Source organism: Pantoea sp. UYEF8 (genome assembly GCF_040546285.1).
GTDB lineage: Bacteria > Pseudomonadota > Gammaproteobacteria > Enterobacterales > Enterobacteriaceae > Pantoea > Pantoea brenneri.
Window position 1 is genome coordinate 133,926 of sequence record NZ_JBEPNM010000011.1, and the last position, 14,851, is coordinate 148,776.

13 protein-coding genes are annotated in these 14,851 nt (G+C 57.6%); 7 read left to right on the forward strand and 6 right to left on the reverse strand.

All coding sequences use genetic code 11. The features are described from left to right. The first annotated feature begins 1 nt into the window (after position 1). From ypfJ to ypfH, 3 genes are all read left to right on the forward strand, one after another. The gene (gene ypfJ / locus ABIB18_RS18730) at positions 2–871 is read left to right on the forward strand and encodes a KPN_02809 family neutral zinc metallopeptidase (protein WP_031375391.1); all 870 of its coding nucleotides are present in this window, start codon (positions 2–4) and stop codon (positions 869–871) included. After that, positions 868–2,835 (forward strand): tRNA(Met) cytidine acetyltransferase TmcA, encoded by a 1,968-nt coding sequence (locus ABIB18_RS18735; RefSeq protein ID WP_502922720.1) that lies wholly within the window; start codon positions 868–870, stop codon positions 2,833–2,835. Before ypfJ ends, ABIB18_RS18735 begins: the two co-directional genes overlap by 4 nt. A 73-nt stretch (positions 2,836–2,908) precedes the next feature. Further along, positions 2,909–3,589 carry an esterase gene (gene ypfH, locus ABIB18_RS18740; protein ID WP_069728722.1) on the forward strand — a complete coding sequence of 227 codons (681 nt, stop codon included), beginning with the start codon at positions 2,909–2,911 and terminating at the stop codon, positions 3,587–3,589. Positions 3,590–3,620: 31 nt separating this feature from the next. Here ypfH and ABIB18_RS18745 read toward each other — a convergent pair whose 3' ends face one another. The 3 genes from ABIB18_RS18745 to ABIB18_RS18755 are packed head-to-tail and all read right to left on the reverse strand — an operon-like array spanning position 3,621 to position 5,329. Continuing rightward, positions 3,621–3,809, reverse strand: coding sequence for a YpfN family protein (locus tag ABIB18_RS18745; RefSeq protein WP_031375834.1), 189 nt, complete (start codon positions 3,807–3,809; stop codon positions 3,621–3,623). 22 nt (positions 3,810–3,831) lie between these two features. Then, positions 3,832–4,959, reverse strand: coding sequence for a succinyl-diaminopimelate desuccinylase (gene dapE / locus ABIB18_RS18750; protein WP_069728723.1), 1,128 nt, complete (start codon positions 4,957–4,959; stop codon positions 3,832–3,834). A 1-nt stretch (position 4,960) separates the two neighbouring features. Then, positions 4,961–5,329 (reverse strand): ArsC family reductase, encoded by a 369-nt coding sequence (locus ABIB18_RS18755; RefSeq protein WP_031375836.1) that lies wholly within the window; start codon positions 5,327–5,329, stop codon positions 4,961–4,963. A gap of 402 nt (positions 5,330–5,731) precedes the next feature. On the opposite strand from ABIB18_RS18755, the gene ypfM reads away from it, so the two are divergent. Beyond that, positions 5,732–5,794, forward strand: coding sequence for a protein YpfM (ypfM, locus tag ABIB18_RS18760; RefSeq protein WP_139015967.1), 63 nt, complete (start codon positions 5,732–5,734; stop codon positions 5,792–5,794). A 127-nt stretch (positions 5,795–5,921) separates the two neighbouring features. On the opposite strand, the gene acrD is transcribed toward ypfM, so the two are convergent. From acrD to narQ, 3 genes are all read right to left on the reverse strand, one after another. Further along, on the reverse strand, positions 5,922–9,038 hold the full coding sequence (acrD, locus tag ABIB18_RS18765; RefSeq protein ID WP_354475223.1) for a multidrug efflux RND transporter permease AcrD: 3,117 nt from the start codon (positions 9,036–9,038) through the stop codon (positions 5,922–5,924). Positions 9,039–9,209: 171 nt separating this feature from the next. Further along, positions 9,210–9,842, reverse strand: a complete 633-nt coding sequence (locus tag ABIB18_RS18770) for a response regulator (protein ID WP_031375839.1) — start codon at positions 9,840–9,842, stop codon at positions 9,210–9,212. 158 nt (positions 9,843–10,000) lie between these two features. After that, positions 10,001–11,689 carry a nitrate/nitrite two-component system sensor histidine kinase NarQ gene (gene narQ / locus ABIB18_RS18775; protein WP_354475225.1) on the reverse strand — a complete coding sequence of 563 codons (1,689 nt, stop codon included), beginning with the start codon at positions 11,687–11,689 and terminating at the stop codon, positions 10,001–10,003. A 254-nt stretch (positions 11,690–11,943) separates the two neighbouring features. Between narQ and ABIB18_RS18780 the strand changes: the two genes are divergently transcribed. The 3 genes from ABIB18_RS18780 to nudK all read left to right on the forward strand — a co-directional run bounded on the left by ABIB18_RS18780 (position 11,944) and on the right by nudK (position 14,717). Continuing rightward, positions 11,944–12,216, forward strand: coding sequence for a YdgH/BhsA/McbA-like domain containing protein (locus ABIB18_RS18780; protein ID WP_031375840.1), 273 nt, complete (start codon positions 11,944–11,946; stop codon positions 12,214–12,216). Between the two features lie 281 nt (positions 12,217–12,497). After that, the gene (gene ansP / locus ABIB18_RS18785) at positions 12,498–13,994 is read left to right on the forward strand and encodes an L-asparagine permease (protein WP_031375841.1); all 1,497 of its coding nucleotides are present in this window, start codon (positions 12,498–12,500) and stop codon (positions 13,992–13,994) included. A gap of 144 nt (positions 13,995–14,138) precedes the next feature. Continuing rightward, positions 14,139–14,717 carry a GDP-mannose pyrophosphatase NudK gene (nudK, locus tag ABIB18_RS18790; protein WP_031375842.1) on the forward strand — a complete coding sequence of 193 codons (579 nt, stop codon included), beginning with the start codon at positions 14,139–14,141 and terminating at the stop codon, positions 14,715–14,717. Positions 14,718–14,851: the final 134 nt, after the last annotated feature.

Consider the following 14,851-nt stretch of genomic DNA (forward strand, 5'->3'; position numbering starts at 1 on the left):
CATGCGCTGGCAAGGGCGTCGCGAAAGCGACAATGTAGAGGACCGTCGCGATCAATCATCCGGTTTTGGTGGAGGAGGCCGCCAGATTCGTCTGCCGCGCGGCAAAGGCGGGATTGTTCTGCTGATTGTGGTGGCGGTGGCCGGCTATTATGGCTATGACCTGACCGCCTTACTGACCGGCGGTGAAGTAGCACCGACCAGTCAGCAACAGCAGCGTAGCGTCAGTCCGAATGAGGATGAAGCGGCGAAATTTACCAAAGTGATGCTGGCGACCACCGAAGATACCTGGGGGAAACTGTTCCAGCAGATGAACAAACAGTATGTCGCGCCGAAGCTGGTGATGTATCGCGGTGCCACCCGCACCGGCTGCGGTACCGGCCAGTCAGTGATGGGGCCGTTCTACTGTCCTGCCGATCAGACGGTTTATATCGATCTCTCGTTTTATGATGAGATGAAAACCAAACTCGGTGCCGGTGGTGACTTTGCCCAGGGCTATGTGATTGCGCATGAAGTGGGCCATCACGTCCAGAAACTGTTGGGTATCGAACCGAAAGTTCGCGAAATGCAGCAGGGTGCCAGCCAGACTCAGGTAAACCAGCTGTCGGTCAAAATGGAGTTACAGGCTGACTGCTTCGCTGGCGTCTGGGGACACTATATGCAGCAGGAAAATATCCTTGAGGTTGGCGATCTGCAGGAAGCCCTGAATGCCGCTGAGGCGATTGGCGACGATCGACTGCAGCAAAAAAGTCAGGGGCGGGTAGTGCCGGACAGCTTTACCCACGGCACCTCGCAGCAGCGATACAGCTGGTTCAAGCGCGGCTTTGATGGTGGCAATCCGGGACAGTGCAACACCTTCGCCAGCAACCAGTGACCCTGCAACGCCTCACCGCACAGATGCAGCAGGCCGGGATTCGACGGCTGGCGGTGATCAGCGGCGATCCGGCGTGGTGCCTGATGCGGGCGACGGCGTGGCGTGATGCGCTGGCGGGTGACTGGCTGACGCTAAGCGACAACGCACTGTTTTCCGGTCCGCACTGCGTGCCGGGGGCGGTGCGCACCCTGCTGGGACGCGAATTTCATCATGCGATTTTCGATGCCCGGCAGGGCTTCCATGCTGAAGCCTTCGCCGCGCTGGCCGGCACCTTAACTGCCGGTAGCTGGCTGCTGCTGCTGGTCCCGCCCTGGGACCGGTGGCTGCAACAACCTGATGCTGATAGCCTGCGCTGGGCGGACGTCGCCGAGCCGATCGCCACGCCACGCTTCGTTGATCATCTGCAACAGCAGATTCTGAACGATGCAGAAGTGCTGCTGGAGCAGCAGCATCAGCCTTGCCGTCTTCCGCCGCATACAGACTGGCCACAGTGGCAGTGTCGGGCACCGCAACAGCAGCAGGCGATGCTGGCGCAGTTGCTGGCGCTGCCGTCAGGCGTGGCGGTGCTGACTGCCGCCCGCGGACGCGGAAAGTCGGCACTGGCGGGCATGCTGGCGGGCCAGCAGGGAAACTGTCTGGTGACCGCGCCGGCCAGGGCGTCCACCGGGGTACTGGCCGCGTTTGCCGGCGATCATTTTCATTTTATGGCACCGGATGCGCTACTGGCGCTGATGCCGCCGCCGCCCGCTGCCTGGCTGATTATTGATGAAGCCGCCGCCATTCCCGCGCCGTTGTTGCAGGCGCTGATCAGTCGTTTTCCCCGGGTATTACTCACCACCACGGTGCAGGGTTACGAAGGCAGCGGACGCGGTTTTATCCTGAAATTTTGCGCCGGACTGCCGCAGGTTCGCTATTTCACCCTCGATGAACCACTCCGCTGGTCGCGCAGCGATCCGCTGGAACGCTGGCTCAACCAGGCGCTGCTGTTTGACGATGCTGCTGCCGTCGCGCCGTCATCCTCAGCCATTCCGCATCGGGCGTCGCGCAACGATTTTACGGCGTTGCAGGCGGCCTATCGGCTGCTGACCAGCGCCCATTACCGCACCTCTCCGCTTGATTTACGCCGTCTGCTGGATGCGCCCGGCATGCAGCTGTGGCTGGCGGGTGACGCGTTAGCGTTGCAGGGCGCGTTATGGCTGGTGGAAGAGGGCGGGCTTGATGCTTCTCTGGCAGAGGCGGTATGGGCCGGCACCCGTCGGCCGCGTGGCAATCTGGTGGCTCAGTCGCTGGCGGCGCACGCCGGATTCGCTGAAGCGGCAACGTTACGCTCACTGCGCATCAGCCGCATTGCCGTGGCGGCGGAGAGTCGTCGTCGTGGCATCGGTCAGCAGCTGGTGGCGGCAGCCCGTCACGCCGCCGCGGATTACGACTATCTTTCTGTCAGCTTCGGCTACACTGAATCTCTTTGGGCTTTCTGGCGCAGCTGTGGTTTTACCCTGGTGCGCATCGGCAGCCAGCGTGAAGCCAGTAGCGGCTGCTACGCCGCAATGGCAATGCTGGCCAGTTCTGATGCCGGTGAGATGTTACAGCGGCGGGCTGCACACCAGTTGGCCCGTGACTGGCCGGTGCTGCGTCAGCATATCGCGCTGGAGCCGGACATCACTGCGTGCCGTGAGGCAGGTTTCACGCCGCAGGATGCCCGACTGGCGGCCGGTTTTGCCTGGGCGCAGCGGCCACTGGAGGCCAGTTTGCCGGTGTTGCAGCGGCTGGCTGGGATCTCTGCTCAGCCGTTACCGCTGATCGAGGCTGCCATCGCTGCTCCTGATGCGCTGACTGCACTGGCCCGGCAGGCGGGGCTGAGCGGCCGTAAAGCGTTAATTGCCGCACTGCGTCAGCAAGCCGCTATCGCACTTGAAACGCTGCAGGACGTTGATGCCGACGTCTTACGTCAGTCGTTGAAATAATTCGACCGGCGGCTTCAAATATTCCTCATATCATTCCGCGCCCGGCGGCGTAGAGTGACAACAGGAGGTCAACATGACACTGAAATATGTAATCGTTCAACAGCCTGCTACGGCGGCCCAGCTGTTCCTGCTTTATCACGGCGTGGGCGACAATCCGGATTCAATGGGCGAGATCGGCAGCTGGTTTGCCCGCACTTTTCCTGAAGCGCTGGTGGTTTCGGTAGGATCGCCTGCCGCTGGTCGTCAGTGGTTTACTGAAGCGGAATTACACGACCAGACGGTCCAGCAGCGGGTAGATGCCGCCATGCCGCAGTTTGTCGAGTCGGTCCGTCACTGGCAGCAGCAGAGTGGTGTCCGGGCGGAAGCTACGGCGCTGATCGGCTTTTCGCAGGGTGGCAGCATGGTGCTGGAAGGGGTAAAAGCCCATGCCGACCTGGCGGGGCGCGCGGTGGTGTTTAATGGCCGTTTCGTTACCCTGCCAGAGAAAGCCAGCACCCGTACCACGGTGCATCTGATCCACGGCGATTATGATGAGCAGATCCCGCTGCATCATGCGCAACAGGCAGAGCAACGACTGACGGCATTAGGCGGTGATGTGACGCTGGATATTGTTGATGATTTAGCCCACGCGATTGACCATCGCAGTATGGAACTGGCGCTTAATCATCTGCGCTATACGGTACCGAAACGCTACTTTGATGAAGCGTTAAGCGGGGCGAAACCCGGTGATGACGATGTGATTGTGATGATGTAAAAATGCCCTCGCACGGCGAGGGCATCCGCGATTACTTTTTCTTCGGCCAGTCGTCGTCATCGTCCCATTTATCGTTAAAATCACGATGCGGCGGCAGGTCCGGTTTGTTATCCATAAATTTTTTGTGATCGATGCGTTTCAGATCTTTATACACATTCATCAGCACGCCAACCATCAGCAGGATCACCAGGATCCACCAGTAGTCTTTAATAAACTCCATTTCCCGCTCCTTAATATCGCACTCAGGCGATCAGTTGTTCCATGATGCGTTGATACATCCGGCTCAGCATCTGCAGGTCGGAGGCTTTCACACACTCATTGATTTTATGAATGGTGGCATTCACCGGACCCAGTTCTACTACCTGCGCACCCATCCGGGCGATAAACCGGCCATCAGAGGTGCCGCCGGTCGTCAGCAGCTGCGGCTTAATCTCATTATAGTGCGCCACCGCTTTTACGACGGCATCGACCAGCTTACCGCGATCGGTCAGGAACGGCTGACCCGAGAGTTTCCACTCAATGGTGTAGCGCAGCTGATGACGATCCAGCAGTTCTGCAACCCGCTGACGGATCATCTCATCGGTCAACTCAGTGCTGAAACGGAAGTTGAACTGCACGAACAGCTCGCCGGGGATGACGTTGTTGCTGCCGGTTCCGGCCTGTACGTTGGCAATCTGCATGCTGGTCGCCGGAAAGAAGGCATTGCCCTGGTCCCACTCGACGGCCACCAGTTCATTCAGCGCCGGCATCGCCCGATGCACCGGGTTATCGGCCAGATGGGGATAGGCGACATGACCCTGAACCCCATGCACCGTCAGATTCGCGGTGATCGAGCCGCGCCGGCCATTTTTCACTACGTCGCCCACCACTTCGGTACTGGACGGTTCGCCAACCAGGCAGTAATCAAGCCGTTCCTGGCGTGCCATCAGGCGCTCAACCACTTTAACGGTACCGTTAGCACCGCTGGCCTCTTCATCGGAAGTAATCAGAAACGCCAGCCGGCCTTTATGGTGAGGATGGACGGCGACAAAACGTTCGGCGGCCACCACCATCGCCGCCAGCGAGCCTTTCATATCGGCCGCGCCACGGCCAAACAGCATGCCGTCACGGATGGTGGGTTCAAAAGGAGGATTGATCCAGCGGCTGGCATCGCCCGCCGGGACCACATCGGTATGACCGGCAAACGCCAGCGTTTCGCCTTCACCACGGGTAGCCCAGAAATTCAGGGTGTCACCGATGTTCATGGTCTCGATGTGAAAGCCAATCGCCTGCAAGCGGGCGATCAGCAGAGCCTGACAGCCGGCATCATCGGGGCTGAGAGACGGGCGACGAATAAGCTGTTGCGTCAGCTCAATGACCGGGCAAAACATATTATGACTTCTCCTGGATAGCATTCTGATAGGTCGTCTCACTAAAGCCGGCAAGCAAAGTGCCATCCGGAGTGCGTAACAGCGGGCGTTTAATCATCGCAGGCTGGGCCAGCATCAGCGCTTTGGCGCTGTCTGCATCGGTGACGGCCTCGCGCTCTGCCTCGGGCAATTTGCGCCAGGTGGTGCCGCGGGTGTTGAGCAGGGTGGTATAGCCCAGCGCATCAATAAATTCCTGCAGCTGCGCGTCACTCAGGCCATCAGCACGGTAGTCATGGAACCGATAGTCGATGCCAGCAGCCGTTAAAAAGCCCCGGGCTTTTTTTATCGTGTCGCAATTTTTAATCCCGTACATCACCCACTGCGCGCTCATTGCCTGATCCTTATTGTCCTGTGAAACGTTGAAGCTGAAAAAAGCAGCCAAAGCGCGAGTTTAGCATAGTGCGATCCGTTGCGGCATCTCACCAGGCGGGCCAGAGCTGTCAATAATCGTTACCGGCAGGCATCAGGTAAACGTTATCAATTTCAGCCGTAATCATTACCTGGCTTATCATTGGATAATTAAGAATTTCGCCATGTTGAGAAAATAAGCTACCGCTGGGGTTATCAATTAATAATTGCAGGCGGGTTAAGCAGTTGCTGAAATGTGCGTCAGCTACCAAATCCGATAAAACTCAGGTTTTATTCACCGCTGCCGATAGTGATAACAGGTGTAAACGTATTCACCTGATGAAAAAAAGCGCGTAACATTGCCATCACAATAAGAGAGGGCATTATGATTGACACTGAAATGGGGAACTGGAAAGAATTTATCGAAGCGATGTTACGCAACAAGTAACACGTGACGAGAAAAGCAGGGCGCTTCCCCTCTTGCTGCAATTCTTACCACACACAGAAATAAGGCGGTCACTGATATCAGTGGCCGCTTTTTATTTCTGGCGCGACTCTCCGCTGAGTCAGCCTGCTTAATCGTGCGGTTTCTCTTTCAGCGGGAAACGACGGCGTACCAGCACGAAGAACAGCGGTACGAAGAAGATCGCCAGCAGCGTGGCGGAGATCATGCCACCCATCACGCCGGTACCGACCGCATGCTGACTGCCGGAGCCGGCACCGCTGCTGATCGCCATCGGCAGTACCCCGAAGATAAAGGCCAGCGAGGTCATCAGAATCGGCCGCAGGCGCTGGCGGGCGGCCTCCAGCGTTGATGCCACCAGTTCGCCGCCTTTGCTGTTGATCTCATTGGCAAACTCAACAATCAGAATGGCGTTCTTGGCGGAGAGGCCCACCACCGTCAGCAACCCGACCTGGAAGTAAACGTCGTTCTCCAGACCGCGCAGCCAGGTGGCAATCAGCGCGCCGACCACGCCGAGCGGGACCACCAGCATCACCGAGAACGGAATCGACCAGCTCTCATACAGCGCGGCGAGGCAGAGGAACACCACCAGCAGCGAAATAGCATACAGCACCGGTGCCTGCGAGCCGGACAGACGCTCCTGGTACGAAGCGCCGCTCCACTGGAAGCCGACGCCCAGCGGTAAGGCGTTGACCAGTTTTTCCATCTCATCCATCGCGGTGCCGCTGCTGACGCCGTTGGCGGCTTCACCGACAATCTCCAGCGAGGAGTAACCGTTGTAGCGCTCCAGCCGGGGGGAACCGGTCTCCCAGTGGCTGGTGGCGAACGCGGAGAAGGGCACCATGCCGCCGCTGCTGTTGCGCACGTACCACTTATTGATATCGCCCGGCAGCATGCGGAATTCGGCTGCCGCCTGGACATAGACTTTTTTCACCCGGCCACGATCGAGGAAGTCATTCACATAGCTTGAGCCCCAGGCGGTGGTCAGGGTGTCGTTGATGGTATCGAGCGAGACGCCCAGCGCCTGCGCTTTGCGCTCATCGACATCAATCTGTAACTGTGGGCTGTCGTCGAGTCCGTTGTGGCGCACCCGCGATAACGATTTATCGCTGGCGGCCATCTCCAGTAGCTTATCGCGCATCGCCATTAACCGGGCATGGCCGAGCCCGGCATGATCCTGCAGCTGCAGGTCAAAGCCCGACGAACTGCCCATGCCAGTAATGGCCGGCGGACTGCTGACGATCACCCGACCCTCTTTAATCTTCTGAAACGCTTTTGTGGCGCGATCAATAATCGCGAACGAGGTGCGATCGGCACCGGGACGATCTTCCCAGTTTTTCAGTCGGACAAACAGCCGCGCCACGTTCTGACCGTTACCGCCAGGCCCGGCGCCGATGGTCGAGAACACCGACAGCACATTGGCCTGTTCTTCGGTCAGATAGTAATTTTCGACTTTTGCCACCACGGCGGCAGTCTGCTCTAAGGTGGCACCGGCCGGAAGCTGGACCTGGGTCAGAAACACGCCGCGATCTTCCAGCGGCAGGAAAGAAGTGGGCAGACGCAGAAACAGAAAGGCCATCAGGCCGATAAGCGCAAGATAGAGCAGCAGCCAGCGGCCGCCCTTACGCAGAATACCTGCCACGCCGTGCTGGTAACGGTCCGCGTTTTTATTGAAGTGACGGTTGAACCAGCCGAAGAAGCCGCCACGCCCGTGCGACTCGCCGGGCTTCACCGGCTTGAGCAGCGTGGCGCACAGCGCGGGCGTCAGGATCATCGCCACCAGTACCGACAACACCATTGCCGACACAATGGTGATTGAGAACTGGCGATAAATGGCCCCGACCGTGCCGCCAAAAAAAGCCATCGGCACGAAGACTGCCGACAGCACCAGTGCGATACCGACCAGCGCGCCCTGAATCTGGCCCATCGATTTGCGTGTCGCGGCACGCGGCGACAATCCCTCTTCACTCATCAGGCGTTCAACGTTTTCCACCACCACGATGGCGTCATCCACCAGCAGGCCGATCGCCAGCACCATGGCGAACATCGTCAGGGTATTGATACTGAAACCGCAGGCGTAGAGCACGCTGAAGGTGCCAAACAGCACCACCGGGACGGCGATGGTGGGGATCAGCGTGGCGCGGAAGTTCTGCATAAACAGGTACATCACACCAAACACCAGCACAATCGCTTCCAGCAGCGTCTTCACCACATCGGTAATTGACGCTTTGACGAATGGCGAAGTTTCATAGGCGATTTTGGCTTCCAGCCCGTGCGGAAAATAGTGGGATAACTCCTCAATACGCGCCCGCACCAGCTTGTCGGTATTCATCTCATTGGCACCCGAGGCCAGTTTGACCCCCAGACCGGAAGCGGGCTGGCCATTATAGCGGCTGAGGTAGTCATATTTTTCGGCACCGAGCGCCACGCTGGCAACATCACCCAGCGTGACCACCGAGCCATCAGGATTGTTCTTCAGGGTAATCGCCCGGAACTGCTCCGGCGTCTGCAGCATCGACTGGGCATTCACCGTGGCGTTAAGCGCCTGCTTGTCTACCGATGGCAGGCCGCCAACCTGGCCGACGGCGACCTGGGCATTCTGCGATTCGATGGCGCTGACCACATCATCGGTGGTCAGGGAGTAGGCGATCAGCTTGTTGGGATCGAGCCAGATGCGCATCGCGTATTGTGAACCATAAGCATCTACCTGGCCGACGCCATCAATGCGGCTTAGCGGATCCTGGATGTTACTGGCGACATAATCTGCAATATCCTGCTTATCCATGCTGCCGTCGGTCGAGACAAAGGCCACCATCAGAATGTTGCTGTCACCGGTTTTGTTGACCGTCACGCCCTGTGACTGCACTGCCTGGGGTAATTTACGCAGCGCGGATTGCAGCTGGTTTTGTACCTGCTGGCGCGCTTCATCCGGATCGGTGCCAGCGGTGAAGGTGAGGGTGATCTGCGCCTGGCCGGTGTTGCTGCTGTTGGATGACATGTACATCAGGTTATCGATGCCAGTCATATTCTGCTCGATCACCTGGGTAACGGTGTTCTCCAGCGTTTCGGCAGAGGCGCCAGGATAGTTAGCGGTGATCCGCACGTTGGGCGGTGCCAGGTCGGGATACTGTTCAATAGGCAGCGAAATAATGGAAAGGGTGCCGCAAAGACACAGCAAAATCGCCAGAACCCATGCAAAGATGGGTCGGTCGATAAAGAAATTCGACATTAAATCGACACTCCTCAGTGCTTTTTTATCAGGAATGAGAGCCCAGGAAAGGGTGCACCGGCAGAGCAACCGGATGATCTCTTCCACGATTTCCTGCCGACACTTACTCTACGTGCGGTCAATTAGAGAATCGTGGAGAAATTGTGGAGAAAGTGTAAATTCTCCGATTATTTAACGATGGCGGCTTTCAAGCCAGAGCACGGTCGCGGCAACGCGCGAGCGCACATCCAGTTTCCGCAACAGGTTGCGGATATGCACTTTTACCGTCTCTTCTGAGATATGCAGAATGGTGCCAATCTCTTTATTCGACAGACCGCGCGCCACCTCCTGCAGCACATCACGCTCACGCTCAGTCAGCTGGCGTAAAGGATCGGCGCTGTGCTGGCGATTGGCAAGATAACGGGCGACGCCTTCGCTGAACACTTTTTCGCCCTGGGAAGCTTGCAGAATCTGTCCCAGCAGGATCTCCGGCTCGCTGTCTTTCAGCAGATACCCATCGGCACCGGCATCCACCATGGTGAAAATATCACTGTGGGCGTCAGAGACGGTCAGCACCAGAATGCGCGAACTGATGCCTTCGTGGCGCAGGGCTTTAAGGGTATCCAGTCCCGACATGCCTTTCATATTCAGGTCGAGCAGGATCACATCCGGCTCATGCTGGCGAGCCTCTGCCAGCGCTTCCGTGCCGTTGTTGGCTTCTGCGATCACGACCAGCCGGGGATCGAGCGCCAGTAGCTGACGAATCCCCCGGCGCATCAGCGGATGATCGTCAACAATCATCAAAGTTAATGTGGGCTGTTGCATGTTCTTTTCCTTTCCCCGAACTGTTTCAGGCTGTTATGCGTGAAAGATGTCACCTGCTGCTGACACAGAATTCTGCGCCGCAGCGGCTCTGCTGTCGCCATTCGCCTGAAGCAGGCTGGCGATCGCTTATCAATAATCTGTTAACCCGCACCGGCACGCTATTCGAACTGACGCGCCGGACGCGGTGGAAAACGCAGTGCGACCTGGGTGCCGCGTGGCTGGGCGCTGATGCTGAGCTTGCCGTCTAAGCGCTGCGCGCGCTCCGCCATAATGGTCAGTCCGTAGTGGCCTGGCGGTTCATCGGTGTTGCTGATGCCAACGCCGTCATCGGTAATCGTCAGTAAGTGCTCACCCTGTTCGGTGTGCTGATAATCAATGCTGATGCACTGCGCGCTGGCGTGACGAATCGCATTCAGCAACGCTTCGCGGGCGATCTGTAAAACATGGACCTGCTGCTGCGCTTCGAGACTCTCTAAGCCTGGCTGATAGTTGAAGAGAATCTGCGCGCCGGTCTGTTCCTGCAGCGAGGCGATCATCGCCTGCATCGCCGCCACCAGATCCGCCTGTTCGATGGTCAGGCGAAAGGTAGTCAGCAGTTCCCGTAACTGGCGATAGGCATCGGCCAGCGCCTGATCAAAGTCGGCAATGATGCCGTGGGCGGCTTGGTCAGATTTATCGACGGTCCGTCGCAGCAGCGTAAGCTGAATGCGCAAAAATGACAGCGACTGCGCCAGCGAATCGTGCAGTTCGCGAGCGATAGTGGTGCGTTCCTCAATCAGCAGCATCTGCTGATGCTGCTTCTGGGCCTGCCAGATCCAGATGGCGCGTCCCAGCATCGCCGCCAGGCTGCGCATTAACTCATCCGCCGGGGCAGGCGCGCGCGCCCGCCAGCGCAGTTCGCCAATCTGCTGGTCGCCCTGCTGCAGCGGCAGTCGTTGCCAGTCCGTGGTGGCATCACATTCACCGGCATGAAAATGAAACTGGTCGCTGTCGAGCCGAATCGCCGTCAGTTTCTCGCGGGTCAGGACATTATTGAGCACCGCTTCAAACAGGGCCGGATGCAGCGGGCTGGCGGTCAGCATCTGTGAGCTGTCGTACAGCAGCGACAGTGTGCGGTTGGCCTGAGTAAGATCTTCGGTTTTCGCGCGCACCGTGCTTTCCAGCAGCTGATAGTGTGAATGCAGGCGGGTCGCCATGCCGCTAAACGCTTGCGACAGCACCTTTAGTTCGTTCTGCTGCTCCACCCTGAGCGGCGGAAAATCAAAATTGCCGCTCTCAACATAGCGGCTGGCGGTGACCAGCGCATTGAGCGGGCGCACCACCTGCTGCCGGGTGAACCGAATAGTCAGCAGCGCCAGCGCCACAATGGCGATGACCCCGGCCAGGCTGCTGGCCGCTACCAGCCGCATTTTCAGTTCAGCATAGCGCTGCAAACCCAGCACGAAACGGTCGATCTCGCCGACGTAAAGCGGTACCTGCTGCTGATAAGCCAGCGCATCACCCTGTTCCAGCCGCTGCTGCAATGACGGCCAGCCTGCGCGTAACCGCTGGTAGAGCAGCTTAACTTCGCGCGGCACCCAGGGGCGATCCAGCTTTTGCAGCACCGGAGCGTCGAGCGTCTGCCGGAACAGCACCAGATGTTGAGGCAGCTGCTGTGGCTGACTGCTGGCATCCCAGGCCATACGGTAACTCTGCATCCGCAGCGATCCCGCCAGATTGATCGCTTCGGCATCACGCTGGCTACTGAAGAGGGTGACCAGCGCCAGACCGGTGGTCAGCAGTGAAAGCAGCACGATGGCGCTTAACGCCTGCGCAATGCTGTGGGTAACGGAACGTTTAACAATCACATCAATAGCCCTGTAGGGAGTGCGGGATTATAAGAGAGCGGTGGCACAACGCAAAGTCCCAATACCCTGTTTATTACACAAGCCGTTACATAATGTACATAAAATGACCGCAACTGACCGTTCCCAGGAACGCACAGATAAAGGCGTTTAAAAAATAACCAGCTTTACGCCCGGCAGAGGTTGCCTTTCATTGCAGCGTTAATAATTCATCCAGTCATTAAAACACTCGCGGATCACATTTTAAGGAGCATCTGATGAAAAGACTGAATGCAGTTCTGGCTGGTGCCCTGCTGGCTACCGCCTCATTTTCAACCTTCGCTGCGCTGCCGGTTGACCGTGACCAGGCGCAGAGTATGCAGAGCATCGGCAACGTTTCCGTCTCTAATGTCCGTGGCTCACTGGATGATGCGAATCGCCAGCTGTCACAAAAAGCGGAAGAGATGGGCGCCAGCCACTATCGCGTTATCGGTGTCGACAACCCGGGTGACTCCAGCCTGTGGACCGGCACCGCAGAGATCTACCGCTAATCCCACCCTCCTGGTTTCCATCCCTGTAGCTTTTACCGGCCCGTTTGCGGCCGGTTTTTTTGTTTTTGTGCATCAGAACCGATTCTTACAAATCAACCCGTGCAGCCTCCCACTATATTTTGCTTCGTTCTTGCAGAACGGGTAGGATTCATCGCCGTTAATTCCCGCGCTGCTTTCGCTAACTCACAGGCAGACGCACAGAGGAAAATACCCCATTTCGCATGGCATAACGCAATCGTTTGGATGTACTGCGACTGATGGTCAGGACAAACAGGAAAGCTATGAAATCGAATAAAAAATCTGCGGCCGAGATGCGCGCTGCAAAAAGACGCTGGCTGAATTCGCACGACAGCGGCTATCAAAAGGCGATGGGCAACCGTCACGTACAGATGATTGCTATCGGCGGCGCCATTGGCACCGGTCTGTTCCTGGGGGCCGGTGGCCGTCTGCAGGCGGCCGGACCGGCGCTGGCTATCATCTATCTGGTGTGCGGCATCTTCTCCTTCTTTATCCTGCGTGCCCTGGGCGAACTGGTATTACATCGCCCCAGCAGCGGCAGCTTCGTCTCCTATGCCCGTGAATTCCTCGGTGAAAAAGCGTCATACGTCGCAGGCTGGATGTATTTCGTGAACTGGGCCATGACCGGTATCGTCGACATCACCGCCGTCGCGCTCTACATGCACTACTGGGGCGCGTTTGGCGATGTGCCACAGTGGGTCTTCGCGCTTGGCGCGCTGGCCATCGTAGGCACCATGAACATGATTGGCGTGAAGTGGTTCGCCGAGATGGAGTTCTGGTTCGCGCTGGTCAAAGTGCTGGCGATTGTGCTGTTTCTGGTGGTGGGCGTGGTATTCCTCGGCACCGGCAAACCGCTGGATGGCAACAGTACCGGTTTCCATCTGATTAGCGACAACGGCGGCCTGTTCCCGCATGGCTTACTGCCGGCGCTGGTACTGATTCAGGGGGTGGTATTTGCCTTCGCCTCGATTGAGCTGGTCGGTACCGCGGCCGGCGAATGTAAAGACCCGAAAACCATGCTGCCAAAAGCGATCAATAGCGTGATCTGGCGTATCGGCCTGTTCTATGTCGGGTCGGTGGTGCTGCTGGTGATGCTGCTGCCGTGGAATGCCTATCAGGCAGGTCAGAGTCCGTTTGTGACCTTCTTCTCGAAGCTGGGCGTGCCTTACATTGGCAGCATCATGAATATCGTGGTGCTGAGCGCGGCGCTCTCCAGCCTGAACTCCGGCCTTTACTCGACCGGACGTATTCTGCGTTCCATGTCGATGGGCGGATCGGCACCAAAATTCATGTCAAAGATGAACGGTCAGCAGGTGCCTTATGCCGGTATTCTGGTCACCATCGGCGTCTACGTGATTGGCGTGGTGCTTAACTACTATGTGCCTTCACAGGTCTTCGAGATTGTCCTGAACGTCGCTTCGCTGGGAATTATCTCTTCCTGGGCCTTTATTGTGGTGTGCCAGCTGCGCCTGCGTAAGGCGATCAAAGAAGGCAAAGCGGATGACGTCAGCTTTAAGCTGCCAGGCGCGCCGTTTACCTCGTGGCTGACGCTGCTGTTCCTGTTCAGCGTGCTGGTGTTGATGGCGTTTGATTATCCGAACGGCACCTACACCATCGCCTCAATCCCGCTGATTGCGGTGATTCTGGTGCTGGGCTGGTTTGGGGTCCGTAAGCGCGTCAGCGCTATTGCGGAAACCGAACACGATCACCATGAAGAAGAGCCGAAGCCAGCCCGACTGGCAGATGAAAGCTCGCACTAATCTCAGCGCGTCGTGAATAAGCCAGCCTGCGGGCTGGATTTTTTATTGCCGTTTATCCAGCGCGGCGGCAGGCGAATTCAGATAGTTTTCCCGGCGGCTTCATCCTATGATGGCAGACTCCCTTTATGCTGTAGCGGAGCGCGCATGTCGTTTAAGATCAATGTCATCAAAGATAAGTTGCTGTCTGATAACTGGTTTGTGCTACGCAACTTCACCTATGAAATCACCGACCGGCGTGACAAAGTGATTCGCCATAAACGCGAAGTCTACGATCGCGGCAACGGGGCGACTATCCTGCTGTATAACCGCGAAAAGAACAACGTGGTGCTGACGCGTCAGTTCCGCATCGCCACCTACGTCAACGGTAACCACAGCGGCATGCTGATCGAAGCCTGCGCTGGCTTACTCGACGACGATTCACCCGAAGATTGCATTCGCAAAGAGGCGATTGAAGAGACCGGTTATGCGGTAGGCGAGGTAGAAAAACTCTATGCCTGCTACATGTCGCCGGGCGGAGTGACCGAGCTTATCCACTTTTTCGCTGCTGAGTATAATGAATCGCTGCGCGACAATGCGGGCGGCGGGGTTGAGGATGAATCGATCGAGGTGCTGGAGATCGCTTTTCCTGAGGCGCTGGCGATGGTCAAAGATGGCCGCATCTGCGACGGTAAAACCGTGATGTTGTTACAGCATGCGCAGTTAGCGGGCTGGTTAAAGCCGTAACGCGCGCAGCGAACCGATCCGATTTTATCCTGAGTAGCGGTGGCTGATGCGTTACTTTTCACTGAACCATGGCTGCTTTTTAAGCAGTTAATCGCGCTTTCTGGACGGGTTCACAGAATGCGGCCGCCGTCGGG

Excerpts from the sequence above, each read along its gene's own strand:
- ABIB18_RS18755 (WP_031375836.1), bottom strand. The coding sequence starts at position 5,329 with ATGAGCGCGCAGTGGGTGATGTACGGGATTAAAAATTGCGACACGATA.
- ABIB18_RS18745 (WP_031375834.1), bottom strand. The coding sequence starts at position 3,809 with ATGGAGTTTATTAAAGACTACTGGTGGATCCTGGTGATCCTGCTGATG.
- ansP (WP_031375841.1), top strand. The coding sequence starts at position 12,498 with ATGAAATCGAATAAAAAATCTGCGGCCGAGATGCGCGCTGCAAAAAGA.
- ypfJ (WP_031375391.1), top strand. The coding sequence starts at position 2 with ATGCGCTGGCAAGGGCGTCGCGAAAGCGACAATGTAGAGGACCGTCGC.
- acrD (WP_354475223.1), bottom strand. The coding sequence starts at position 9,038 with ATGTCGAATTTCTTTATCGACCGACCCATCTTTGCATGGGTTCTGGCG.
- ABIB18_RS18770 (WP_031375839.1), bottom strand. The coding sequence starts at position 9,842 with ATGCAACAGCCCACATTAACTTTGATGATTGTTGACGATCATCCGCTG.
- dapE (WP_069728723.1), bottom strand. The coding sequence starts at position 4,959 with ATGTTTTGCCCGGTCATTGAGCTGACGCAACAGCTTATTCGTCGCCCG.
- ABIB18_RS18780 (WP_031375840.1), top strand. The coding sequence starts at position 11,944 with ATGAAAAGACTGAATGCAGTTCTGGCTGGTGCCCTGCTGGCTACCGCC.
- nudK (WP_031375842.1), top strand. The coding sequence starts at position 14,139 with ATGTCGTTTAAGATCAATGTCATCAAAGATAAGTTGCTGTCTGATAAC.
- ypfH (WP_069728722.1), top strand. The coding sequence starts at position 2,909 with ATGACACTGAAATATGTAATCGTTCAACAGCCTGCTACGGCGGCCCAG.